Genomic DNA, 23,209 nt, shown 5'->3' on the forward strand with positions numbered 1-23,209 from the left:
GGGCCACCCGATCCGGCGCTCCGGGGCGACGCGGCCCCGGCCCGCCGACCCCGTCCCACCCGCACCGTCCCCCACCTGTCGCGGAACGACGGGCGTACCCCTGCACCCGTCGCCGGGCAACGCACCCGCACCCACCCCCGAAAGAGGTGTAGCGACCCCATGTCCAGTAACGGCACCAGACGAGGCACGCCGCCGAGCGGCGCGCCCAATCCCGTCCCCCGCACCGCCCGCAGCCGGCGGCTCCTCGCCGGCGCACTCGCCGGGATGCTCCTCGCCACCGCCCCGGTCGTCACCCCCGCAGCGACCGCGGCACCGGCGGCCGACCCGTCCGCGGCCGCCGCGCGCATGGCGATGCTCGCCGGGCTCTCGGCCACCATGACCGCCAGCAGCTACAACCAGAACTACGTGGCGGGCAACGCCAACGACGGCAACGCCTCGACCTACTGGGAGAGCAACAACAATGCGTTCCCGCAGTGGATCCAGGCGGACCTGGGCGCCACGGTCAGCGTCGACCGGGTGGTGCTCAAGCTGCCGCCCGCGTCGGACTGGCAGACCCGCACCCAGACGCTGTCGGTGCTCGGCTCCACGAACGGCTCGTCCTTCACCACCCTGAAGGCGTCCGCCGGCTACACCTTCAACCCGAGCAGCGGCAACACCGCGACCGTCAGCTTCACCGCCGCCAGCACCCGCTACGTACGGGTGCAGGTCACCGGCAACACCGGCTGGCCGGCCGCGCAGCTCTCCGAGGTCGAGGTGTACGGCGCCACCGGCAGCACCGACACCCAGGCTCCCAGCGCCCCCGGCAACCTGGCGTACACCCAGCCCGCCAGCGGGCAGATCCGGCTCACCTGGTCGGCGTCCTCCGACAACGTCGGGGTGACCGGCTACGACGTGTACGCGGGCGGCGCGCTGCGCGGCAGCGTCAACGGCTCGACGCTCACCTACACCGACAGCCAGTCCGACAGCGCCACCGTCTCGTACTACGTGCGGGCCAAGGACGCCGCCGGCAACCAGTCGTCGAACAGCAACACGGTGACCCGGACCGGCACCGGCAACCCGCCGACCGGGAGCAACCTGGCGATCGGCAAGCCGATCACCGCCTCCGGGTACGTGCACACGTTCGTGGCCGCCAACGCCAACGACAACAACGTGGCGACCTACTGGGAGGGCAACGGCAACCCGAGCACGTTGACCGTGCAGCTCGGCGCGAACGCCAGCCTCAGCCAGGTCGTGGTGAAACTGAACCCGGACTCGGCCTGGGGTGCCCGTACGCAGAACATCGCGGTGCTCGGTCGGGACCAGGGCTCGTCGTCCTTCACCACTCTGGCCGGTGCGGCGAACTACAGCTTCAACCCGGGCAGCGGCAACACGGTGACCATCCCGGTCTCCGGTGCGGCGGCCGACGTCCGGCTCTCGATCGCCTCGAACACCGGCGCCCCGGCCGGACAGGTCGCCGAGTTCCAGGTCTTCGGCACCCCCGCGCCGAACCCCGACCTGACCGTGACCGGCATGTCGTTCAGCCCGTCGGCACCCGTGGAGACCAGCACCATCACGCTCTCCGCGACCGTGCGCAACGCGGGCTCGGCGGCCTCCGGCGCGACAGGAGTCAACTTCTACCTGGGCTCCACCCGGGTCGGCACCGCGTCGGTCGGCGGCCTCGCGGCCGGCGCCTCGACCACGGTCAGCGCCAGCATCGGCACCCGGGACGCGGGCAGCTACCCGCTCAGCGCGAAGGTCGACGAGTCCCACACCGTCGTCGAGTCCGACGACACCAACAACAGTTACTCAAACCCCAGCCCGCTGGTGGTCAGCGCGGTCGCCACGTCGGACCTGGTCGCCTCGTCGGTGGCCTGGTCGCCGGGCAACCCGTCGGCCGGCAACACGGTCACCTTCTCGGTGTCGGTGCGCAACGCCGGCACTGTGGCGTCCGCGTCCGGCTCGCACGGCATCACGCTCACCGTGCTCAACGAGTCCGGCACCGTGGTCCGTACCCTGACCGGCTCGTACTCCGGTGTGATCAACGCCGGCGCCACGGTCGGCCCGGTCAACCTGGGCACCTGGACCGCTGCGAACGGCAAGTACACCGTCCGGGTGGTGCTCGCGGCCGACGGCAACGAGCTGCCGGTCAAGCAGGCCAACAACACCAGCGACCGTCCGCTCTTCGTCGGTCGCGGCGCCAACATGCCGTACGACATGTACGAGGCCGAGGACGGTGCGGTCGGCGGCGGCGCCAGCGTCGTCGGGCCGAACCGGGAGGTCGGCGACCTGGCCGGCGAGGCGTCCGGTCGGCGTGCGGTGACCCTCAACTCGACCGGCAGCTACGTCGAGTTCACCACCCGGGCCAGCACCAACACGCTTGTCACCCGCTTCTCCATCCCGGACGCCCCGGGCGGCGGTGGGATCAACTCCACGCTGAACGTCTACGTCAACGGCACGTTCCACAAGGCCATCGACCTGACGTCCCGGTACGCCTGGCTCTACGGCAACGAGACCAGCCCGGGCAACTCGCCGAGCGCGGGCGGGCCGCGGCACATCTACGACGAAGCCAACGTCATGCTCAACTCGACGGTTCCGGCCGGCAGCAAGATCCGCCTCCAGAAGGACTCGGCCAACACCACCAACTACGCGATCGACTTCATCAACACCGAGCAGGTGTCGCCGATCGCCAACCCGGACCCGACCCGCTACACCACGCCGGGCGGCTTCACCCACCAGGACGTGCAGAACGCCCTGGACCGGGTGCGGATGGACACCACCGGCAACCTGATCGGGGTGTACCTGCCGGCCGGTAACTACTCCACCTCGTCGAAGTTCCAGGTGTACGGCAAGGCGGTCCAGGTGACCGGTGCCGGCCCCTGGTACACCCGGTTCAACGCCCCGTCGGGCCAGGACAACACCGACATCGGCTTCCGGGCCGAGAACTCGGCGGCGAACTCGTCCTTCAAGAACTTCGCCTACTTCGGCAACTACACCTCGCGGATCGACGGTCCGGGCAAGGTGTTCGACTTCTCCAACGTGTCGAACATCGTGATCGACAACATCTGGAACGAGCACATGGTGTGCCTCTACTGGGGCGCGAACACCGACTACATGACGATCAAGAACTCCCGGATCCGCAACATGTTCGCCGACGGCATCAACATGACCAACGGGAGCACCAACAACCTGGTCAGCAACAACGACGCCCGGGCCACCGGTGACGACAGCTTCGCGCTGTTCTCGGCGATCGACGCGGGCGGCGCCGACATGAGGGACAACGTCTACGAGAACCTGACCTCGACCCTCACCTGGCGGGCCGCCGGTGTGGCCGTCTACGGCGGCTACGGCAACACGTTCCGCAACATCTACATCGCGGACACGTTGGTCTACTCCGGCATCACCATCAGCTCGCTCGACTTCGGCTACCCGATGAACGGCTTCGGTGCCAGCCCGCCGACCCGGTTCGAGAACATCTCGATCGTGCGGGCCGGCGGGCACTTCTGGGGCTCGCAGACCTTCCCGGCCATCTGGGTCTTCTCCGCCTCGAAGGTGTTCCAGGGCATCCGGGTCAGCGATGTCGACATCGTCGATCCGACCTACAGCGGCATCATGTTCCAGACCAACTACGTCGGCGGGCAGCCGCAGAACCCGATCACCGACACGGTCTTCACGAACATCTCGATCAGCGGGGCGCGCAAGAGTGGTGACGCCTACGACGCCAAGTCCGGCTTCGCCATCTGGGCCAACCCGATGCCGGAGGCCGGGCAGGGGCCGGCCGTCGGGTCGGTCACCTTCAACAACCTGCGGCTGAGCAACAACGCGGTGGACATCCAGAACCCCACGACAACCTTCACCATCAACCGCAACTGATCCAGCCGGCACCGGATGCCGCCGGGAGGTTCACCCCTCCCGGCGGCATCGTGCCGTGCCGGCCCTCGCCGGCCGCGAACCGGGCCGCGCCGCTGGCCGCGTCGGTGGCCAGCGAATCCATCCCGTACGCCAGCTCGGTCGCCAGCGCCTCCGGCTCGGGCCGTCCGGCACCGGCCAGGACCGCCGCCCGGTCGTTGCGCAGGCAGGTCTGCGGGTGCCGGGCGATCGCCGCCGCCAGTTCCTCGGCCGCGGCCCGCGCCTGGCCGGGTGGCACCAACCGGTTGACCAACCCCATCGAGTACGCCTCATCCGCCGGCACCGGGCGGCCGGTGAGGATCAGATCCATGGCCCGGCTCTCGCCGATCAACCGGGGCAACCGCACGGTGCCACCGTCGATCAACGGCACCCCCCAGCGGCGGCAGAACACCCCGAGCGTCGCGTCGGACTCGGCGACCCGCAGGTCGCACCAGAGCGCCAACTCGAGCCCACCCGCCACCGCGTACCCGGAGATCGCCGCGATCACCGGTTTGCTGAGCGTCATCCGCGTCGGACCCATCGGGCCGTCCCCCTCCGGCTCGACCCGGTTGCCGCTCGGCGTTGCGAGGGCCTTCAGGTCGGCGCCGGCGCAGAACGTGCCACCGGCCCCCCAGAGCACAGCCACCGACGCGTCCGGATCGGCGTCGAAGGCCCGGAACGCGTCGGCGAGCGCCCGAGCCGTAGGACCGTCGACGGCGTTCCGAACGTCCGGACGATCCAGCACCACAGTGCAAACCGCCCCAACCCGCGTCACCCGCACACCCATCCCGCCAGCATGCCCGCCCCACCCCCACCCCACAATCCCCGTCGATCTTGCACTTTCGGTCGCCGGTTCGCGGCCTGTGTCCCGAGTTGTCGGGGCAGGAGGTGCAAGATCGGCGGCGTGGGCGGGGCGGCAGGTTTGTCGTCGCCGACCGGTTTGCGACGGCGATCGCCGGGAAGTCGGTACTCGTGCGAGCACTTTTGACGAAAGTTGAGCAGGAATCCCGGCTGGACCGCGCGGGTGACCGGTTGCAGAAGGTCGTCCTGGGAACGCTGCGTCCGCGGCGGCTGCGGGACCTGCTGCACGGGGTGACGCTCGGGCATCCACTGCACCCGGCGATGGTGCAGGTGCCGGTCGGCGCGTGGATCAGCGCCGCCGTGCTGGACCTCATGCCCGGACAACGTCGACCCGCCACCGTGCTCGTCGGCCTGGGCACGGTCAGCGCGGTGCCGGCGGCGGTCGCCGGACTGAACGACTGGGCGGCACTCGCCCGGGACCAGCGCCGGGTCGGCCTCGTGCACGCCGCCGCCAACACCGTCGGCCTGACGCTGTACGCCGGCTCGCTGGCCGCGCGGCTGTCCGGTCGGCACGGCATCGGCCGCGCGCTCGGGTTCCTCGGGCTCTCGACCGTGAGCCTCGGGGCGTACATCGGGGGTCACCTCGCGTACAAGCAGGGGGCGCAGGTCAACCAGAGCGTCTCCGAGCTGCATCGGATGACCGACGGCTGGCACTCGCTCGCCGACATGGCGACGTTGCCGCAGCGCACCCTGATCACCCGAGAGGTGGACGACGACATCTCGGTGATCCTCTACCGGCACGGTGACGAGGTGACCGTGATGTTGGAGCGTTGCCCGCACCAGAGCGGGCCGCTCGGCGAGGGCGAGGTGCAGGAGATCGACGGCCACGCCTGCGTGGTCTGCCCGTGGCACGGCAGCGCGTTCCGGCTCAACGGTGGCGAGGTCATGCAGGGTCCCTCCGGCAACGACCAGCAGATCCTGCCCACCCGGATCCAGAACGGCGTGCTCCAGACCCGCCTGCCCTGACCGCGTCTCCAAACCCGCCCGCCGGGACGTCAGCTGCGTCGGTGTCGACCGACCGACGGCCCCTCCGGCATCGAGTCCAGGCCGTGCCCACCATCGAACAACCCGCCGTCAGCCCCGTCGCCAGCCCAACCGTCGTCGCCACCCCAGGCGGACGCACCGGTGTGCGCCGTTCCGCTGCCCGGAGGTGCGATCCCGCTGCCGTACGACGCGGTACCGCCGCCGCGAGACGCCATGCCACCACCACCGGTCGGCGCCGTGCCGCCGTCGCGTGTTGCTGGCGCTTCGAGGGCCGCCGCCGCCCGGCTGGCGGCCCAGGCGGCACCACTTCCCGCCGCCCCACCACCGGTCCGCCCCGCGCTGCTGCTCGTGCTCCCGCCGATGCTCCGGGCCGTACCGCCCCGGGGCGTGCGGGCCGCGGCCAGACGGGGAGCCGCTCCGGCGGCGGCCGGACGGCGGCGCAGCCCCAGGACCGCGCCGATCTGTGCGCCGACAATGCTGGCCACCGCCAGTACGGCCGAGACGGCGAGAGGTCGGTTCACCCGGTCCTCGGTGCCGGCCCGGGCTGCCCCGACAGTCATCGCGGGTGGCTGGCCCGCCGACTCCGTACCGCTGGATGGTGGCGGGGCCGGCTGCTCCGGTGCGGCCCGTTCGGGCGCCGGCCGGGGCGCGGGCGGCTTCGGTGCCGCCGGCCGGTCGACGAGCCGTCCGGTGGCGTGCTTCCGGTTGCCCTGGTCGGCGGCCTCCGCGGGCAGCCGGAGCAGCTGACCAGGGCGGATGCGGTCCGGGTCGTCGAGCTTGTTCAGCTTGGCGAGCTGTCGGTAGTCGCCGAACTCGTCCAGGTAACGGTCAGCCACCTCGCCGAGGTAGTCGCCCCGCGCGACCCGGTACACGGGCGCGGCCTCGTGGTTGACGCTCGTGCCACCGGGAGCGGCGGCCCGGCCCGCCAGCCCGCCCTGCGCCAGCGGGGCCGCCGTGTCGGGCGTCGCGCCCACCCGGGTCGGCGCGGCCAGGGTGGCGGCGGCCGGTGCGTTGGTGCTCGCGTACGCCGGAGCGCCGTAGACCGCGGCGGCGCTGGCGGCGGCCGGACTGGCCGCGAGGATCAGCGCGACCGAGCCGACAAGCGCGGCGGCGGCCTTCTGCTGGCGACTCATCCCGGGCAGCTTCGGCGCCGGGCGGCGCAGGGTCTGCGCCCCCAACTCCACGAGGACGGAGAAGGCGAACGTGGCCCAGCCGAACCAGCCGGCCACCGCCAGTGCCCGCAGGAAGAGTTGGCCGTCGTCCCTGCTGGTCAGCGCGGTGCCGATCTCGGCGACGGTGGGAAGGTGATCAGGCAGGGGATTGCCGGCGAAGGCCAGCAGTGCGATCGGCGCGCCAACCAGCAGCGCACACAGCACGGCCAGTGCGCCGAGGCCGGTGAGGACGCGTCCGGTCCGCCGTGCGACGGACCCAGCCGATACGGGCATGGCTGCCTTCCTTCCTACGGTGCTGCTGCGGTGATGGCGCGCGCGGTCGCATCGCCGGTGACGGTGACCGTCTTGTCCTGGACGAAGGGCCCGATCATCGTGCGGTCGTAGGTGATCGTGACGGTGACCCGGATCAGGGTCTCCCCGGCGACCTCGGGGAAGCTCACGGTGTGGCCGCTGGTGCCCTCGGCGGCCTCCAGATAGTTGGTGACCGCCACGAGCGCCGCGTCCCTGTCGATCCGCGTCGGCCGGCCGTCGATCGCGGCCCCCCGGTCGATGGCCTGACCGCCGGCGCGGGCGGCCTCGGCGGCCAGGTTCTCGGCACGTTGCAGGCTGCGTAGCTGGCCGGCGCCGTCGAAGGAGAGACCCACGATGGCCAGTACGCCGATCATCGCCACCGCCAGGAAGATGCTCACCCGGCCGTGGTCGCCGGCGAGGGGGCGGCGGACGTCCGCGGTCATTCCCGACTCCGGTAGCGGTCAAGTGGCGAGGTGAACGTCGCGCTGACCTGCTTCTCGCCCGGCATTCCGGGCAGGACATCGAGTGAGATGTCCTGGAGCGACACCAGGCAGACCACCGTCACCGTCACCGTCGCGTCCGTACCGGCCGTGCTGCTGAAGGCATCGTCGAAGTTTCTCGATTGGCCAGCCACCGTGGCGGTGAGTTCCGGATTCAGTTCGTTGGCGCAGGCCAACCCGCGCCAGTCCAGCTGATCCTGGACGGCCTTCAGCGCCGCTGCTCGGGCCGTGGTCGAGTCCCGGGAGATCGAGGCGGCCCGGGCGGCATCGTGGGCCGCGGCCTCGATCGCCTCCGCCGCCACCGCGGTACGCCCGGCGACGCCGGCCAGCACCATCAGCGCGATGAACGCGGGGGCGAGCACCGCCACCTCGATGGAGACCGAGCCCTGCTCGGCGGTGCGGCTCATGGCTCGGTCAACCTCTCCACCGTCCCGTGGGCGCTCTGCTGCACCGCGAAGTCCACACCCGGCACCACCGACAGGGACCGGCCGCTCACCGTGCAGGTGACCTCGGCCTCGTCGATGATCACGCAGGTCAGGTCGGTGCTGTCCCAGCCCACCAGCCAGCCGCCGGCGGCCTCGAGGAAGCTGGTCGCGCTGTCCACACCGGCACCGTTGGGCGCCTGGTACGGCCGTTGCGCGTTGACACCGCTCTGTGCGGCGTGCAAGGCGGTCGAGCGGGCGAGGAAGACGGCCGCGATCTGGACCGAGGCGAAGAGCAGCACCAGGATCAGCGGCATCATCACGGCCAGCTCCACCGGATTCGCGCCCCGATCCCGCTCGCTGCCCGTGAGGCGGCGCCGGGTGGCGCTGACCGCCCGGCGCCACCTGGGGAACGGGGTTCGGCGCATCCCGGCTACTCGCCGTCGCCTTCGCCGGCGCCCGTGCCTGGTTCCGTGTAGTCCGGGATGTTGTCCATCCAGTTTTCGGCCTTGGTCAGGGCCAACGCGGTGACGGCGATGGCGACGGCGACCAGGCCGGCGATGATCACCGCGGTGGGCACCGGGCTGTCACCGCGCTCACCGTGGCGGCGCAGCTCGGCCAGGCGCGTCGTCAGCACGACGTGCAGGTAGCTGAGGATGGACATGGCGTAACTCCTTCAGGGGGAGGGCTTCAGAGACGGGCGACGAACGGGTAGAGGACGAAGCCGAGCAACACGAAGACGAGCAGCGCGCCCGGGATGTCGAGTCGGCTGGTCACCCCCTCGGCGTGCGCGAGGTTGTCGGTGCGGATCTGGTCGCGGAGCGAGTCGGCCCGGCTGCGCAGGGTCTCGTGCACCTGTGCGCCCTCGCTGCCGGAGGAGCGCATGATCGCGCCGACGTCACCCAGCTCCGGAATGCCGATCTTGTCGGCGAGGTCGCGCAGCTCGTCCCAGGGCGCGTGCATCTGCATCTGGGCGATCCGCAGCGACTCCTGGAGCCGGTCGAACACCCAGCCGTCGCAGACCGCCGCGGCGCGCTCCAGCGACTGCACGGGCCCGTGCGCGGCGGAGAGCTGCAACGCCACCAGGTCGAGGTAGGTGCAGACGGCGGCGCGGAACTCGGCCCGGGCGGCCTCGGCCTTGGTCAGTACGGCCCGGTGCGCCAGCAGCCCGCCGATCAGTGCCAGGCCGAGGCTGCCGAGCACCGGTACGACGAGCGGAAACGAGACGCCGAGCACCAGCAACGCCACCCCGAGCAGGGTCGGCGTGGCCAGCCCGACAAGTGCGGAGAGCAGCACCGACAGCGCGTACTGCTCGGGGGTCTGGCCGATCAGGGCGAGCTGCCGGTGCGGCGGTCGCAGCCAGCGGGCCAAGCCGGTCAACGAGTCCAGTCGCCGGGAGGCGGGTGTGGCGAGCCGGCCGGTGCCCGGTGGCTGGTGCAGCCGACGCAGCGCCGGCCCCAGCGCCGGGGTCGCCGGCACCAACTCCCGGACCACCAGGAACACGCCCAACCCGACGCCGGCACCACCGCAGACGGCCATGGTGAGCTGCCAGTTCAGCATCATGCGATCACCTCGGCGGGGTCGGGCGCCGGCAGGAACCGGGACGGCCGCTGTGGCTGGCTCATCGACCGCACCCACGCCAACAGGCCGACGAAGGCGGCGCCCAGGGCGGCCATCACCACCTGACCCACCGGTGTGCCGTACGGCTTGATGTACTCGGCGTTGAGCAGCCCGTACGCCAGGGTGGCCAGGGTCATGGCGGTGAGGAAGCGGACCGCGAACCGGGGTTGGGTCCGCTTGGCCTCGATCTCCCGGCGGGTGGCCACCTCCGCGGATGCCGCGCCGGCGATGGAGCCCAGCACGTCACCCAGCCGTTCGCCCCGGTCCGACAGGTGCAGGATCAGCGCCGCGACCACCTGGTCACCGACCGGGTCGGCGATCTCGTCGGCGAACGCCAGCAACGCCGATCGGGCCAGCCAGCCGGCCTGTAGGCGGGCGGCGAGCAGCCGTACCTCTTCCTCGATGCCGGGTGGCACGCTGCCGATCGTGCCGATGATCGACTGTTGGAGGCCCTGCCCGGTGCCGGAGACGTCCTTGAGTCGACGGGTCCACTCGCCCACCGCCTCGATCCGGGCGATCGCCCTCTGCTCGGCCCTGCCCACCCCGAACAGCCACGGGGTGCCGGGCACCGCCACCGCCACCAGCAGGCCCACCACCGGCAGCCCGGTCAGCAGGAACGCCAGTGCGCCGGCACCCAGCGCGGCGACCAGCAGCGCCTGGTAGGCCCGCTGCTCGGTCGGCGTGGCGCCCGGTCCGCGCCACAGTCGAGACAGACCCGGCCCGGCTCCCGGACGAGGTCCGGGTGGCCGGCGGGTGCCGACGAGCGCGACCACGGCCAACAGCAGCCCGGCCACACAGGCCGCCCCGGAGACCACGGCGATCAACTCGACGCTGGCCAGCATCAGGTCACCGCCGGGCCAGTCGGGTCTGCCGGGGCCGTCGCCAGGCACCGGCGCCGGCCTCGACCCACCGGGTCAGCAACCGCGCGTCGTAACCCACCCGCAGCAACTGGTCGCGGACCCGTTCCGGCAGGTGCCGGGGGACCGCCCGACCGTCCGGGCCGGGACCGAACACCGTGGTGGTGGTGATCCGACCGGCTTCGCCGGCCCCGATCACCTCCTCCACATGGGAGACGAACCGGTGTTTCCGTCCGCCGATGGCGGTCTCGTCCTCGATGGTGACGTAGACGATCAGGTCGAGGGCGTTGCCGGCCATCCGGCGGGCCTGGTCGACTGTCATCTCGCGGCCGTGTGCCAACGCCAGCTCGACGATCCGTTCGCCCACCCCGGCGGCCGTACGGGCGTGGATGGTGCACATCGAGCCCCGGCTGGTGGTCATCGCCTGGAGCATCGGCACGATCTCCCGGGACCGCACCTCACCGACGATGATCCGCAGCACGCCCATCCGCAGCGACAGGGGGATCAGGTCGGCGATCGTCACCTCACCGGCCGGACGGCCGTCGAAGCCGCGCTCGCCGTGCCCCTCCCGGGCCTCGAAGCTCATCACCGCCCGGTGCCGCTCCCGGCGGCGGGCCGGCAGCAGCTCGCGGCTCTCCTCCAGCAGCACGTACGGCTCGTCCGGCGGGATCTCGTTCATCAACGCTCGGATGATCGTGGTCTTACCGGCACCGGCCAACCCGGCGACCATGATGTTCAACCCGGCGCGCATCGCCGCGCGCAGGAAGTCGCGCAGCAGCGGGTCGATCATCTCGTCGAGGTCGCCACGGGTGCCCGCGATGTCGTCGAGGCTCACGTCCAGTGTGTTGTGCTTGCGGATCACCGCGTACGGGCGGTGGCTGACCAGGAACACCGCCGCCAGCCGGCTGCCGTCGGGCAGTTGCAGGTCGAGGGTGGGCTTCACGGTGGACAGCGACCGCTCGGTCGCGCCCGCCCGGCGGGCCGCCGCCTGGAGGATCTCCACGAGTTCGGCGTCGCTGTCGGCGATCGGCTCGGCCCAGTCCACCCCACCGCCGTGCCTGGTGATGCGCACCTGGTCGCAGCCGAGGATGTGCACCTCCTCGATGGTGTCGTCGACCAGCAGCGTCTGTAGCCGACCGAGCCCCACCAGTTCGGCGGTCACCTGGTCGAGCAGCAGGCGCTCCTCGCCGGCAGCCATCGGGGTGCCGGCCCGGCGGACGAAGTCCGCGTACTGGGCGACCACCGTGACGGCCAGCCGGGCCCGTTCGGTGTCCTCCTCGTCGGCGGTGAACTCCCGGCCGCGCTGCCACAGGGTGAGCCGTTCGGTGAGTTCCCGGCGCAACTCCCGGACCACCTGGAAGTCCATCCGGGGTCGCGGCGTCGATGCCGTCGGCGCTGCGGCCGTGGGCGTCGGCTGCGGCGTCGGCGCGGACTGTTGGTGCCGGCCGTTCGGCCCGGCCAGCGGCGGCTCGGTGGAGGTCACGCCCGGCGGCTGTTGACGAGGATCCGCGGAGACCGGCTCAAACCGCATCTGGAACCCCCTGCTGCACGGGCCACGCCAGCCGGGCCTGCCGCCGCTCCAGGAGTGCGCCGATCGGCACCTCCAACGCGGCGGCCGCGCGCATCAGCGGCCGTCCGGTCCGCACGGTCCCGCCCAGGGTGAGCACCCCGGCGGTACGCGGATCGTGGGGCAGCCGCGCGACGACCGGCAGTTTCAGGGCTCGGCTGATCTCGGCTCGCCCGTGTCCGCCACCGACCAGCAGCAGCCGCAGGGTGCCGGGTGGAACCCGGTGCTCGGCGAAGTCCCGTTCGATCGCGGTGACCACCGCCCGGGTGCCGGAGAGGTCCGGCAGGTGCGCCCGGGTCACCAGCAGCACCACCGAGGCCGCCCGCAGCACCGGCCACGGGGGTGCGGCCACGTGCAGCCGGCCGCAGTCGACAAGCACGTCGTAGCCGGGGATGCCGCGATCGAGGGCGTTGAAGTAGTCGGCGAACCGCTGCCAGAGCGGGGTGACGCTGCCGCCCTGGGCCGGGTCGACAAGGCCGGGCAGCAGCAGTCGCTCCCGGTGGGGTGCGTCCAGGTCGACCAGTTGCGACCAGAACGCGGTCTCCAGGTTGCCGTCGCGCAGTTCCCCGACGGCCAGTTCGCCGATGCCGCGAGGGCCGTCCAACTGGCCGCCGAGATAGCCGGCGAGGATCGACCCGCCAGCCGGGTCGCACTCGGCGAGGACCAGCCGTCGGTGCCACGCCAGTGTGCAGGCCAGCGCGGACGTCGTGACGCCGGGCGAACCCTTCGCGGACACCAGCGCGATGATCGCCATGCTCAGGCCGCTTCGGTCAGCACGACGGCGACGCGCGACTGCGCGGTGAGAGCCACCACCGCGGGCACGTCCCGGGTGGGCAGCGCCAGGTACAGCACCTTGTCGTTGTTGGCCGGACTGACCATGTCGATCACGATGGCCGGGAACCTGGTGCTGGCGGCGGCCGGGTCCCCGTTGGCGCCGCGGTCCGGGGTGCTGATCAGCAGCACCTTGTCCCCGGGGTGCAGTTGCCGGGCCGGCACCTGGGCGGTCTTCAGGCCGAGCGCGATCTGCTGCTGGTCGGGACCGAGCAGCGGATCGTCGGTGACGTGCCCCAGGGTGAGCAGGGTGCCCGGGACCAGCTTCACCGCGGCCCGTTTGCCGACCACCTCGTCGAGCCGGCCGGCGGGCACCGGACGCAACCCCTGACCGCCAGCTACCTGCACGGTGATCAGATCGGCGGCGCTGACCTCCCGACCCACCTCCACCGGCCGGGCGACCGCGAGATAGCTGCCGGTGGCCCGGACCGAGGTGACCGCGAACGCCGCGCCCAGCCCACCCAGGGCGATCAGGAGTACGGCGAGACCGAGCAACCCCGGGCGGACCCGACGCTGCCGGACCACCTTGGGCGGGCTGACCGGTGCGTCGACCGACCCCGTTCCGTTGTGCGTCGCGAGACTCATCGGGTCACCACCTGGAGTTCGTTGATCTGGATCTGCACGACGCCGCTGTTCCGGGTCACCAGGATCTCTCCGCTCTGCCCACCGCCGTTCCAGGTCACCTTCCAGTGCGTGGTGGCGGTGACGTCGTATTTGCCGGCCTTCTGGTAGCCCTTGTCGTAGCCGCAGGTCGGGGAGGTGCGGCCGGCGAGGTTCTGGTCCGTTGCGACGTACGGGGTGGCGGCGTCGGGGCAGGACACGCGATCGCCGTTGCCCATGTCCCAGACGATCTCGCTAACCTCCGCCGTGATCTCGACGGTCACGTCCCGATCGGTCTCGTCGGCGTGGAGCGGGCCGAAGTGGCCGCGGTCCTTGTTGTCGGACCACATCCAGACCGGCAGGCCGACCAGGCCGGGGCCGTTGTCCTTGCGGGGTGCGACAGCCAGCGGCGCCCGCTTCAGCGTGATCTTCGCCAGGGCGCGTCGGGCCAACTCCGCCGGGTTCGGGGGCGCGCCGAAGCCGGGCGGCGCCTCCCGCAACACCACGGTGACGTTGCCGACGTCCGTGCCGTCGTTGCAGGTCTGCACGTACCAGTGCTGGCCCTCGGGTGCCTCGTTCTGCGGCTCGGCCAGCTCGTAGTAGCAGCCGTCGCCGCTGTTGAACCAGCCTTTGAGATCGTCGTAGCAGGGCACGGTCCGCCCGTCCCACTTGCAGACGCCGTCACCGTCACCGCCACCGTCGTCTTCGTCATCGCCGCCGCCGCCGTTGTTGCCGCCGCCGCCCGGCTTGCCGGGTTCGTCGTCCCAGACGCTGCAGTCGGGCTGGTCGGGCGGGCAACTGGCCCCCGGACCGGCGCGCCGAGCTGCGGCTGCCGGCAGGGTCGTGCCGGCCACCAGGAGGAGCGCGAGCCCGATCCCGGCGAGGGTCCGCCGAGGCGCCGAGACCCCGGGAGTACGCGTCGGAGCGTCCGCTCCGGCCCGGGTCAGCATGGCTGGTCCCGGTGCAGCGTGCCGGAGTTGATCAGCCAACGGCCGTCGGGATACCGCGTCGCGGTGGCGGTGGAGAGGTGCCGGCCGCCCCCGCTGCCCGGGACGACGCGCTTGTCCTTGGCGTAGACCAGCCGGTAGCCGGTCAGGTCCAGGCAGTCCTGGATCTCGACGGTGGCCGGGTTCGCGTCCAGGCTGACGGCGGTCACGGTCGGGTCCGACTTCAACGTCCCGGTACGCACAGCACCGTGCTCCTTAGCGTCGCGAATGGACAATTGCACCCGGGTCAGAAGTGGATCAGCGAGAAAACGGGACAGTTCCGGCGCACGCGGATCACTGCGTCCACTCGCCGTCCGCGAGGCCGCCAAATAACCGGAGTACGCGTCAAGCGCCGCCTTTTCCGCAGCGCGTCGGTCGACGTCGGGAGCCACCGGTTGCCCGTCGTCCTGGGCTGCCGCCGGCCATTCGGCGGCCTCCCGCCCACTGGCGCAGGCGGTGACCGGCACCGCCGCCACGACCGCCAGCAGGCAGATCGCCGCTCGTCTGAGCTGCCGTCCGCGCACCGTCGAGCCTCCTCGTGGTCGCCCGGCGGGGTGAAGGATCACCGCCGCAGGGCATGCGGAAGCGCGCCCGGATCAGCACATCCCGGAACGATCATTGCGCCTCTGCATTCACCGTTACGGATCTTCTACAAATGCAGGTCCCATGCCGTCGGGTGGTTAAGGTGAGGCTTGCGTCACACCCAAGGGGCGAGCATAGGCTGACGTTCGCCGATGCAACAGAGGCAATTCAAGCGAATACTCTGAGTGATGAAGGGTGGTGGTGGCGGGTGTCCGTGCCGCGTCCCGCGCAATGGCCCGGCGGAAGGTCGTCCATGACCCGGCGTCGGCGGACCGCCTGGGGCCAGCGGCGTCTCGTCGGCGGTCCCGGGAGTGGGACATCGCGGCCTCATCCCGGCATCCGGGCGGAGTTGTCGACCGGTCGACGATCCGCCGCGTCCGGCGGAGCGCCCGGCCCCGATCTCGCCGGAGGCACCCGCCGATGGTCGGCGGGGGAGGTCGCTTTCTGCGCCATCCGCCACACCGTAGCGATCGTCCAGTCACTATCCGTGTGCGCCGTCCCGGCGGTGCATCGGGGCTCCTTGGCGGTGACATGGCACTGACCGGCCCCCCTGCCGCCCTCCCTGGTCGGGGAAACCCACCCGATCGGAGCCCGGCGCCCCGGTCGTCCGGTGGCCCGACCGCACCCGCCCGCCCGCCGGCAGCCGCACCCGGGAAAAGCACGACGACATCCGGCGGCTCGGCGCACACGACCTCCTCGTCCCCGGGGCGTCGGACCCCTTCGACGGCACGCGCAGCCGTGGCTCACGTCCGGGTCCCGACCGTGCTCGCGTTCCTCACGGTCGGCCCGCTGATGCGGATGGCCGCGCTGCGCTACGCCGTACCCCCGGGTCTGCCGAACCGGACCGGCTGCGACGCCTGCGGCGCGGCGGTCGGCCTGACCCGGCCCTGGCCCGCGCTGGGTCCGGCGGCCCGGTGCGGTCGCTGCCGCGCACGTGTCGGCCCACCGCCGGGAACGGTCGAGCTGGCCGGGCTCGCCGCGGTGCTGCTGCTGGCCCTGGTCGGCCCATCGGGCGGGGCGCTGCCGGCGCTGGCCTGGTGGTTCGGCTGGACGATCCCGGCGGTCTTCGTCGACCTGGCCGTGCACCGCCTGCCGGATCGGCTCACCCTGCCGGCGGCGGCCGGGACGTGGTTGCTGCTCGGCGTCGCCGCCGCCCTTGCCGGCGAGCCGGGGCCGTGGCTGCGGGCTGCCGTCGGCGGCACGGGGCTGGCGCTGTTCTTCGCCACCACCACGTTGCTGCTGGGCAACCGCGGCTTCGGGCTGGGAGACGCCAAGCTGGCGCTCGGTGTGGGAGCGCTGCTCGGCTGGTACGGCTGGCCGGTGCTGCTGCTCGGGCTGCTGCTCGCCTTCGGGTTGTCCGCGCTGGTGAGTGTGGGCCTGCTGGCCGCGCGCCGAGTCAACTGGAGCACACACCTGCCGTTCGGCCCGTTCCTGCTGCTCGGCACGGTCGGCGCGCTCCTGCTGGCCGGCTGACGCCGCCCGCCGCCGCTGCCCGCCGCCCGCCGCCGCTGCCCGCCGCCCGCCCCTCGCCAAGATCGTGCTCGATCCTGGATCTAGTGGCATCGCGCGGGCTGGCAGACCACTACAACCAGGATCGAGCGTGATCTTCTCCGACGCGGAGGTCACTGGCGGGTGCGGCTCGCCAGCTTCGGGACCGGGGGGTCGGCGCGGTCGCCTCGACGGCGGAGCGCCTCGGCGGCCGGGCGGGCCAGCAGTGGGGCTGCCACCACGGCGACCAGCGCACCGAACAGCACGCCCGCGATCACGTCGTGCGGGTAGTGCACGCCCACGAAGACCCGGGAGAAGGCACCCAGTGCGGCAAGCGGCAGCGCGACCAGGCCGAGTCGACGGGAGAGCAGGAGCGTGGTCACCGCCAGCGCGCCGGCGATCGTGGCGTGGTTGCTGGGGAACGACCAGTCGCCCGGGGGTGGGCAGGTGCCCGCGATGATCGCCCGGCCGACCGTCCGACAGGGGCGGTCCTCGTCCACCACTGTCTTGAACCATTCGCTGCCGACGTACGCGAGGATGGCCGGCAGCGGCGCGACCAGGGCGAGGGCCCGGTCGTGCGGACCACCCGACCATCGGGTCAGCGCGGCCAGCACCAGCAGCGCGCCGAGCAGCAGGATCACCCCCTCGGTGGCGTGCCCGACGAACCACTGCACCGGCTCCGGACTGCTGGCAGCGGCGTCGACGACATCGCGATACCACTCAGCACTGATCTCCGGGACGTCCACGCTGCCGTTGGCGGCCATGCATCACCTCACCTCTCGTTCATACCCTGTTCACCTGGGGGACACCCTAGGAACGCCGCAGCGGGTAGCGGAGCAGTCGAAGGTCGGTCGGGCACCCTGACCTTCGTCCAGGATTCGTTCAGGCGGCTCTGCTTGGCTGGTCGAGGACGTCGGCATTCACGGGAGGCTTTGTGCAGACCAGTTCGGCCACCGACCAACCGCCGCCCGCCAGCGGGACGGTGGACGACGAGGCCTGGCGGATCCGGCGTACGAAGGCCGACCTGGACCGGCTCGGCGAGACCGAGTCGATCTTCGCGGTGGGCAACGGGTGGGTCGGTTGGCGTGGCGTGCTCGACGAGGGTGCGCCGTGCGGGATGCCCGGCAGCTACGTCAATGGCTTCCACGAGCGGCGCGAGCTGAGCTACCCCGAGGAGGGGTACGCGTTTCCGCAGGCCAGCGACACCGTCATCAGCGCGCCGAACGCCGCGCTGATCCGGCTCTGGGTCGACGACGAGCCGCTGGACATCCGCACCGGGACGCTACGCGGCCACGAACAGGTGCTCGATCTGCGCGCCGGCGTGCTGCGCCGGGAAACCGAGTGGATCTCGCCGGGCGGGCGGGGAGTGCGCATCCGCAGCACCCGGTTGGTGTCCCTGCCGCGCCGCCCGGTGGCCGCCGTCCAGTACGAGGTCGAGCCGCTGGACGCCCCCGTGGAGGTGCGGGTCTGCTCGGATCTGCTGGCCAACGAGACGGTGCCGGAGCGCTCGGACGACCCCCGGGCCGCCTCGGTGCCCGACAACCCGCTGACCGCCGAGGCGTACCGCGCGGCTGACCTCGACGGGGTGCTGGTACACCGCACCGAACGCAGCGGTCAGCGTGTCGCGGTCGCGGTCAGTCACCTGGTGGACGGGCCGGACACGGTCACGGTCACCGGTGACTGCACTCCGGACCGGGTACGGCTGACCGTGGCGGATCGGCTGCACCCCGGGGAGCGGCTGCGGCTGACGAAGTTCGCGGCCTACGAATGGGCGATGATCGACGGCACGTCGGTCGACGAGTTGGCGGCCCTGGTCACCGCCGAGGCGGACGCGGCGCGCGCGGACGGTTTCGACGCCCTGCTCACCGACCAGCGGGCCGCCCTGGACGCGGCCTGGCAGGTCGCCGACGTGCAGCTCGACGGTGACCCGGAGCTGCAACAGGCGATCCGGTTCGCGATGTTCCACCTGATCCAGGCCGGCCGCCCGGACTCCGACCGGACCATCGCGGCGAAGGGGCTGACCGGCAACGGCTACGACGGGCACGTCCTGTGGGACACCGAGACCTACGTTCTGCCGGTGCTCACCTACCTGGCCCCGGCGGTGGCCCGTTCGGCGCTCAGGTGGCGGCACACCCACCTGCCCGAGGCCCGCGAGCGGGCCACGGAACTGCGGCTGACCGGCGCGGCGTTCCCGTGGCGCACCATCGGCGGCCGGGAGTGCTCCGGCTACTGGCCGGCCGGCACCGCCGCGTTGCACGTCAACGCCGACATCGCCGACGCGGTGCTGCGCTACCTGGCCGCCACGGACGACGAGCGGTTCCTCGCCGAGGCGGGGCTGGAGTTGCTCGTGGAGACGGCCCGGCTCTGGCACGGCTTCGGGCACTGGTCCGGCGAGGATGCCTTCCACCTGCACGGGGTGACCGGCCCGGACGAGTACGCCGCCCTTGTCGATGACAACGTCTTCACCAACCTGATGGCCCGGCGCAACCTGCGGGGAGCGGCGGACGCCGCCGAGCGCCACCCCGACGTGGCCGGTCGGCTCGGCGTGGAGCACGACGAGGTGGCCGGCTGGCGGGCCGCGGCCGACGCGATGTTCGTCCCGTACGACCACGAGCGCGGTGTGCACCAGCAGGCCGCCGGGTTCACCGAGCAGCCCGAGTGGGACTTCGCGAACACGGGCGACGACGACTATCCCCTGCTGCTGCACTTCCCCTACCTGGAGTTGTACCGCAAGCAGGTGGTGAAGCAGGCCGACCTGGTGCTCGCCATGCAGCTCTGCCCCGGCGAGTTCACCGCCGCCGAGAAGGCCCGCAACCTGGCCTACTACGAGGCTCGCACCGTCCGTGACTCGTCGCTGTCGGCGGCCCCGCAGGGGGTGCTGGCCGCCGAGGTCGGGCACCTGGATCTGGCGTACGACCTGTTCGCCGAGTCGGTCCTGCAGGATCTGGCGGACCTGGGGGACAAGACCGCCGACGGGCTGCACCTGGCGTCACTGGCCGGTGCGTGGTTGGCGCTGGTGCAGGGCTTCGGCGGGCTGCGCGACGACCGGGGTGTGCTCTCCTTCGACCCCCGGCTGCCGCGCCGGATCGACCGACTGGCGTTCAGCCTGCACTGGCGTGGCCACCGGCTGCGCGTCACGGTGACTCCGACCGAGGCCCGCTACGAGTTGCCCGGCGCCGGCCCGGACGCCGAGGTCGAGCTGTGGCACCACGGTGAGTCGCTGCGGATCACGGAGGCCGAACCGGCCACCCGGCCGATGCCGGCGGTGCCCGACCCCGGGCCGGAGCCGCACTCCCCGCCCGGCCGCCGCCCCGCCCGCCGCTCGGCCGACTGAGCCACGGACGGTCAGCCCGCGGTTCGCGCGGCACGGCTCAGGCCCGCGCGGCGCGGCCCGGCGTTCCGCGCGGCACGGCTCAGGTCGGTCCGGGGCGGCCGGCCATGCGCTCGCGGACGGCCTCCAGCGCCTCGAAGGCGTACGCCCAGTTGTGGCATTTGAAGCTGCGCAGGCCGTCGATCGCGGTGTGGCAGTCGGCGCAGCGCACACCGGCGATGGCTGCCGGAATCCCGGTGTTGACGTACTTGCGCTCGCCGAGGATGACGGTGGCGATCATGACCTTGTCGTGCACGCCGGAGAGTGCCGACGACACGATGTCGTACCAGGTGACGCGTCGGCCACACTTCGGGCAGTCGGGTTCGTCGCCGCTGACCCAGAGCGGGGCGCCGATGCTGCGCGCCGGCATGCCGAGCAGCTTCTCCAGCCGCCGGACGTCCGCCTCCGGGGTGGTCCAGCGGTGTCGGCCGGGCAGTGCCGCGGGCGAGTCGTACACGGCGCGGAACAGGTCGTGGTCGACAGGCACGGTCTCCCGCTGAGCGGTCATCGTCGTCCCCTCTCGTTGAGTCGGTGCCCCCACCGTGGTCACCGACGACCTTCGGCGCTGCCGGATCAACGACTCGAGGGGTCGACGGGTCGTCGTCGAGGGGGTCGGCCGTTGACCCGTTTCCGCCTCCGGTGGCCGGCCCCGGGTGGTACGACGGAGGCCTGACGTGCGGGCCACCGGGAGGAGCGCCGATGGCGAGCAGGCCCGAACGGCTGCTGCGGGGCGATGACGCACCGCTGAGCGCCTCGTTCCTGGAGCTCTTCTTCGACCTGGCGTTCGTGCTCGCCCTCAGTCAACTCGCGGGGCACCTGCTGCACGACCTCACTCTGCCCGGGGCACTGCGTACCGCCCTGCTGTTGGCCGGCGTGTGGTGGATCTGGGTGACCACCACCTGGTTCGCCGACTGGTACGACCCGGACAGCCCGTGGGTCCGGTGGCTGCTGGTCGCTGCCGCGCTGGGCAGCCTGCTTGCCGGGGTGGCGATTCCGCAGGCGTTGGACGGGCGGGGCCTGCTCTTCGCCGGTGCGTACGTCGCGGTCCACATCGCCCGCGGCGCGGTGACCGCGTTCGCGCTGCGCGGTCACCCTCGACAGAGGAGGGCGCTGCGGATCCTCTGTTGGTTCAGCGTGTCCGCCGTGCCGTGGCTGGTCGGTGGGTTCCTGCCGGAGTGGCGGGTGCCGCTCTGGCTGTTCGCTCTCGCGATCGACTTCACCGGTCCACGAATCGGCTGGCCCACTCCCCGGCTGGGACGGACGTCCCGGCAGGAACTACGCCTCGCCAGCGAACACTTCGCCGAGCGGTACCAGCAGATCATGATCATCGCGCTCGGCGAACTCGTCCTGGTCGCCGGTCTCTCGTACGCCGGCACCCACCTGGACCTTCCGCAGACCGCTGCCTTCCTGCTGGTCTTCGCCACCGCCGTGCTGATCGGTCTGCTCTACGTGACGCCCGCCGGTCAGCGCCTCGGCCCGGCCATCGAGCGCGCCGACCCAGGCCGGCTCGGTGTCATCATCGGCTACCTGCACCTCGTGATGATCGCCGGGTTGGTGGTCACCGCCGTCGGGGCCGAACTGAGCATCGCCCACCCCACGAAGGCGAGTGACCTGACCGCGGCCGTCGTCATCCTGGGAGGTCCGACGCTGTTCCTCCTCGGGCGGACCCTGTTCTCGGTGGCGATCCACCGGCGACTCTCCTGGCCCCGGGTCGCCGCCCTGTTCGTGATGTCCGGTGCGGCGGCCGTTCTGCGACTGCCGCTGCTGGCGGTCAGCGCGGTCGCCACCGGGGTGGTGCTCACGGTGGTCGTCCTGGACCACGCGGGCATCCGCTCCTATCGCCGCGTCAAAAATCCCTGACTAAAGTCAGACGTATGGACTCCGCGCTCATCGCCGCCGTGCGGCGGTTCAACCGGACGGTCACCCAGCGCGTGGGTGCGCTCGACGACGAGTACATGGCACAGGGGCGACCCCTCGGGCAGGCGCGTGTGCTCTGGGAGATCGGCCCCTCCGGCGCCGAGGTCGCCGCGCTACGGGCCCGGCTCAACCTGGACTCCGGCCACCTCAGCCGGCTCCTGCGCGCTCTGGAGAACGACGGCCTGGTCACCGTGGGACCGGCCGATCAGGCCGGGGGCGACGGCCGGGTCCGCACCGCCACGCTCACCGCCGCCGGTCGTACGGCGTGGGCCGATCTCGACCAGCGGTCGGACGACCTCGCCGCCTCGATCCTCGAACCGCTCACCGAGCACCGTCGGGAACGACTCGTCGCGGCCATGGCGGAGGTCGAACGGCTGCTCATCGGCTCGATGGTCGTCATCGAGGCGTGCCCGCCGAGCGACCCGCGGGCCCGCGCCTGCCTGCGCGCGTACGCCCGGGAGATCGGGCGACGGTTCGACGACGGGTTCGACCCGGAGCTGAGCAACCCGGTCCCGGACGAGGCGCTGGTCCCGCCCGCCGGTGTGCTCCTGCTCGCCACCCTCAACGCCGAACCGATCGGCTGCGGCGCGGTCAAACTCCTCCCGGACGGCCAGGCCGAGCTCAAACGCGTCTGGGTGGCCGACGCCGTGCGCGGGCTCGGCATCGGCTGGCGGCTGCTGGGCGAGTTGGAGCGGTACGCCGCGGAGCGTGGCGCGACGGCCGTCCGGCTGGACACCAACCGCAACCTCACCGAGGCGATCGCCATGTACCGCGCGGCCGGTTATGTGGAGATCGAGCCGTACAACACCGAGCACTACGCCCACCACTGGTTCGGCAAGCGGTTGGAGCGGTGAGGGCCGCATCGGGACTACTACAGCCGCTCGAAGCTCTCCATGCCGGCGAGTTTCAGCACCTCGGTACGGGTCGCCGGGCACTCCTGCCGGGTCTGGTCGTCGATCTGACGGCCGGTCGGCACGGGACCCTGCAACTCGTACCAGGAATAGAGATTCACGGTGAGGTTGGCCATCGCGCCCGTCTCGGACCCGATGCCCTTCAGGGTCGGCAACTGGCCGTCCAGGTAGGCGCACACCGCCTTCGCCGACACCGGCGTGGAGTCGCCCTGCGGAGCGGATCCGGCCGCGCTGGACGCGGCGGCGGTTGCGGTGGGGTTGTTCGGCGCCGCAGCCCCGGGACCGGGCGTGTCGGTGTCGGTGCACGCCGTCGCGGCTAGGACAACGCAGACGACCGGCGCGAGCAAACGGATCGTTCTCATCGGGTTTCGTCCTGACGTGGTTGT

Annotated in this window: 21 protein-coding genes and 1 pseudogene; 6 read left to right on the forward strand and 16 right to left on the reverse strand. The window is 72.0% G+C overall.

Annotation, left to right across the window (positions count from 1 at the left end; genetic code table 11):
* The first annotated feature begins 159 nt into the window (after window positions 1-159).
* On the forward strand, window positions 160-3,849 hold the full coding sequence (locus AB0O48_RS14660; RefSeq protein WP_365065747.1) for a discoidin domain-containing protein: 3,690 nt from the start codon (window positions 160-162) through the stop codon (window positions 3,847-3,849).
* On the opposite strand, the gene AB0O48_RS14665 is transcribed toward AB0O48_RS14660, so the two are convergent.
* Window positions 3,836-4,651: a crotonase/enoyl-CoA hydratase family protein gene (locus AB0O48_RS14665; protein ID WP_365065750.1), complete on the reverse strand. Its 816-nt coding sequence runs from the start codon at window positions 4,649-4,651 to the stop codon at window positions 3,836-3,838. The two genes, AB0O48_RS14660 and AB0O48_RS14665, sit on opposite strands and share 14 nt — an antisense overlap.
* A gap of 185 nt (window positions 4,652-4,836) precedes the next feature.
* Between AB0O48_RS14665 and AB0O48_RS14670 the strand changes: the two genes are divergently transcribed.
* Window positions 4,837-5,691 carry a DUF2231 domain-containing protein gene (locus tag AB0O48_RS14670; RefSeq protein WP_357243644.1) on the forward strand — a complete coding sequence of 285 codons (855 nt, stop codon included), beginning with the start codon at window positions 4,837-4,839 and terminating at the stop codon, window positions 5,689-5,691.
* Window positions 5,692-6,134: 443 nt separating this feature from the next.
* On the opposite strand, the pseudogene AB0O48_RS14675 reads toward AB0O48_RS14670, so the two are convergent.
* The 12 genes and pseudogenes from AB0O48_RS14675 to AB0O48_RS14730 all read right to left on the reverse strand — a co-directional run.
* Window positions 6,135-7,154: pseudogene (locus tag AB0O48_RS14675) on the reverse strand (LysM domain-containing protein); the annotation flags it as partial.
* 14 nt (window positions 7,155-7,168) lie between these two features.
* Window positions 7,169-7,615, reverse strand: a complete 447-nt coding sequence (locus tag AB0O48_RS14680; protein WP_357243647.1) for a pilus assembly protein TadG-related protein — start codon at window positions 7,613-7,615, stop codon at window positions 7,169-7,171.
* Window positions 7,612-8,079 (reverse strand): TadE/TadG family type IV pilus assembly protein, encoded by a 468-nt coding sequence (locus AB0O48_RS14685; RefSeq protein ID WP_365065754.1) that lies wholly within the window; start codon window positions 8,077-8,079, stop codon window positions 7,612-7,614. The genes AB0O48_RS14680 and AB0O48_RS14685 overlap by 4 nt, the downstream gene beginning before the upstream one ends.
* Window positions 8,076-8,522, reverse strand: a complete 447-nt coding sequence (locus AB0O48_RS14690; RefSeq protein ID WP_365065757.1) for a TadE/TadG family type IV pilus assembly protein — start codon at window positions 8,520-8,522, stop codon at window positions 8,076-8,078. Before AB0O48_RS14690 ends, AB0O48_RS14685 begins: the two co-directional genes overlap by 4 nt.
* A gap of 5 nt (window positions 8,523-8,527) precedes the next feature.
* A complete protein-coding gene (locus tag AB0O48_RS14695) occupies window positions 8,528-8,758 on the reverse strand; it encodes a hypothetical protein (protein ID WP_365065760.1) in 231 nt (76 codons plus the stop codon).
* A gap of 26 nt (window positions 8,759-8,784) precedes the next feature.
* The gene (locus tag AB0O48_RS14700) at window positions 8,785-9,654 is read right to left on the reverse strand and encodes a type II secretion system F family protein (RefSeq protein WP_357244098.1); all 870 of its coding nucleotides are present in this window, start codon (window positions 9,652-9,654) and stop codon (window positions 8,785-8,787) included.
* Window positions 9,654-10,556, reverse strand: coding sequence for a type II secretion system F family protein (locus AB0O48_RS14705; RefSeq protein WP_357243659.1), 903 nt, complete (start codon window positions 10,554-10,556; stop codon window positions 9,654-9,656). The genes AB0O48_RS14700 and AB0O48_RS14705 overlap by 1 nt, the downstream gene beginning before the upstream one ends.
* Before the next feature lie 4 nt (window positions 10,557-10,560).
* Window positions 10,561-12,102, reverse strand: a complete 1,542-nt coding sequence (locus AB0O48_RS14710) for an ATPase, T2SS/T4P/T4SS family (RefSeq protein WP_365065765.1) — start codon at window positions 12,100-12,102, stop codon at window positions 10,561-10,563.
* A complete protein-coding gene (locus AB0O48_RS14715; RefSeq protein WP_357243665.1) occupies window positions 12,092-12,892 on the reverse strand; it encodes a ParA family protein in 801 nt (266 codons plus the stop codon). Before AB0O48_RS14715 ends, AB0O48_RS14710 begins: the two co-directional genes overlap by 11 nt.
* Window positions 12,893-12,894: 2 nt before the next feature.
* Window positions 12,895-13,554: an SAF domain-containing protein gene (locus AB0O48_RS14720; protein ID WP_365065768.1), complete on the reverse strand. Its 660-nt coding sequence runs from the start codon at window positions 13,552-13,554 to the stop codon at window positions 12,895-12,897.
* Window positions 13,551-14,519, reverse strand: coding sequence for a hypothetical protein (locus AB0O48_RS14725; protein ID WP_365065771.1), 969 nt, complete (start codon window positions 14,517-14,519; stop codon window positions 13,551-13,553). Before AB0O48_RS14725 ends, AB0O48_RS14720 begins: the two co-directional genes overlap by 4 nt.
* Window positions 14,513-15,079, reverse strand: a complete 567-nt coding sequence (locus AB0O48_RS14730) for a hypothetical protein (RefSeq protein WP_357243674.1) — start codon at window positions 15,077-15,079, stop codon at window positions 14,513-14,515. Before AB0O48_RS14730 ends, AB0O48_RS14725 begins: the two co-directional genes overlap by 7 nt.
* An 850-nt stretch (window positions 15,080-15,929) precedes the next feature.
* Between AB0O48_RS14730 and AB0O48_RS14735 the strand changes: the two genes are divergently transcribed.
* A complete protein-coding gene (locus AB0O48_RS14735; RefSeq protein WP_357244101.1) occupies window positions 15,930-16,610 on the forward strand; it encodes an A24 family peptidase in 681 nt (226 codons plus the stop codon).
* 149 nt (window positions 16,611-16,759) lie between these two features.
* Here the strand turns inward: AB0O48_RS14735 and AB0O48_RS14740 are convergent, their stop codons facing one another.
* Window positions 16,760-17,389: a phosphatase PAP2 family protein gene (locus AB0O48_RS14740; RefSeq protein ID WP_357243677.1), complete on the reverse strand. Its 630-nt coding sequence runs from the start codon at window positions 17,387-17,389 to the stop codon at window positions 16,760-16,762.
* 170 nt (window positions 17,390-17,559) lie between these two features.
* Here AB0O48_RS14740 and AB0O48_RS14745 point away from each other — a divergent pair, with 170 nt between their 5' ends.
* Window positions 17,560-19,959 (forward strand): glycosyl hydrolase family 65 protein, encoded by a 2,400-nt coding sequence (locus tag AB0O48_RS14745; protein WP_365065776.1) that lies wholly within the window; start codon window positions 17,560-17,562, stop codon window positions 19,957-19,959.
* A 79-nt stretch (window positions 19,960-20,038) separates the two neighbouring features.
* Here the strand turns inward: AB0O48_RS14745 and AB0O48_RS14750 are convergent, their stop codons facing one another.
* Window positions 20,039-20,503, reverse strand: a complete 465-nt coding sequence (locus tag AB0O48_RS14750) for a hypothetical protein (RefSeq protein WP_357243683.1) — start codon at window positions 20,501-20,503, stop codon at window positions 20,039-20,041.
* Between the two features lie 191 nt (window positions 20,504-20,694).
* Here AB0O48_RS14750 and AB0O48_RS14755 point away from each other — a divergent pair, with 191 nt between their 5' ends.
* A complete protein-coding gene (locus AB0O48_RS14755; protein WP_357243686.1) occupies window positions 20,695-21,855 on the forward strand; it encodes a low temperature requirement protein A in 1,161 nt (386 codons plus the stop codon).
* 14 nt (window positions 21,856-21,869) lie between these two features.
* Window positions 21,870-22,766, forward strand: a complete 897-nt coding sequence (locus AB0O48_RS14760) for a helix-turn-helix domain-containing GNAT family N-acetyltransferase (protein ID WP_357243689.1) — start codon at window positions 21,870-21,872, stop codon at window positions 22,764-22,766.
* A gap of 17 nt (window positions 22,767-22,783) precedes the next feature.
* Here the strand turns inward: AB0O48_RS14760 and AB0O48_RS14765 are convergent, their stop codons facing one another.
* Window positions 22,784-23,185: a hypothetical protein gene (locus AB0O48_RS14765; RefSeq protein WP_357571701.1), complete on the reverse strand. Its 402-nt coding sequence runs from the start codon at window positions 23,183-23,185 to the stop codon at window positions 22,784-22,786.
* Between the last annotated feature and the right edge of the window lie 24 nt (window positions 23,186-23,209).

The organism is Micromonospora sp. NPDC085948 (assembly GCF_040686315.1).
Lineage (GTDB): Bacteria > Actinomycetota > Actinomycetes > Mycobacteriales > Micromonosporaceae > Micromonospora.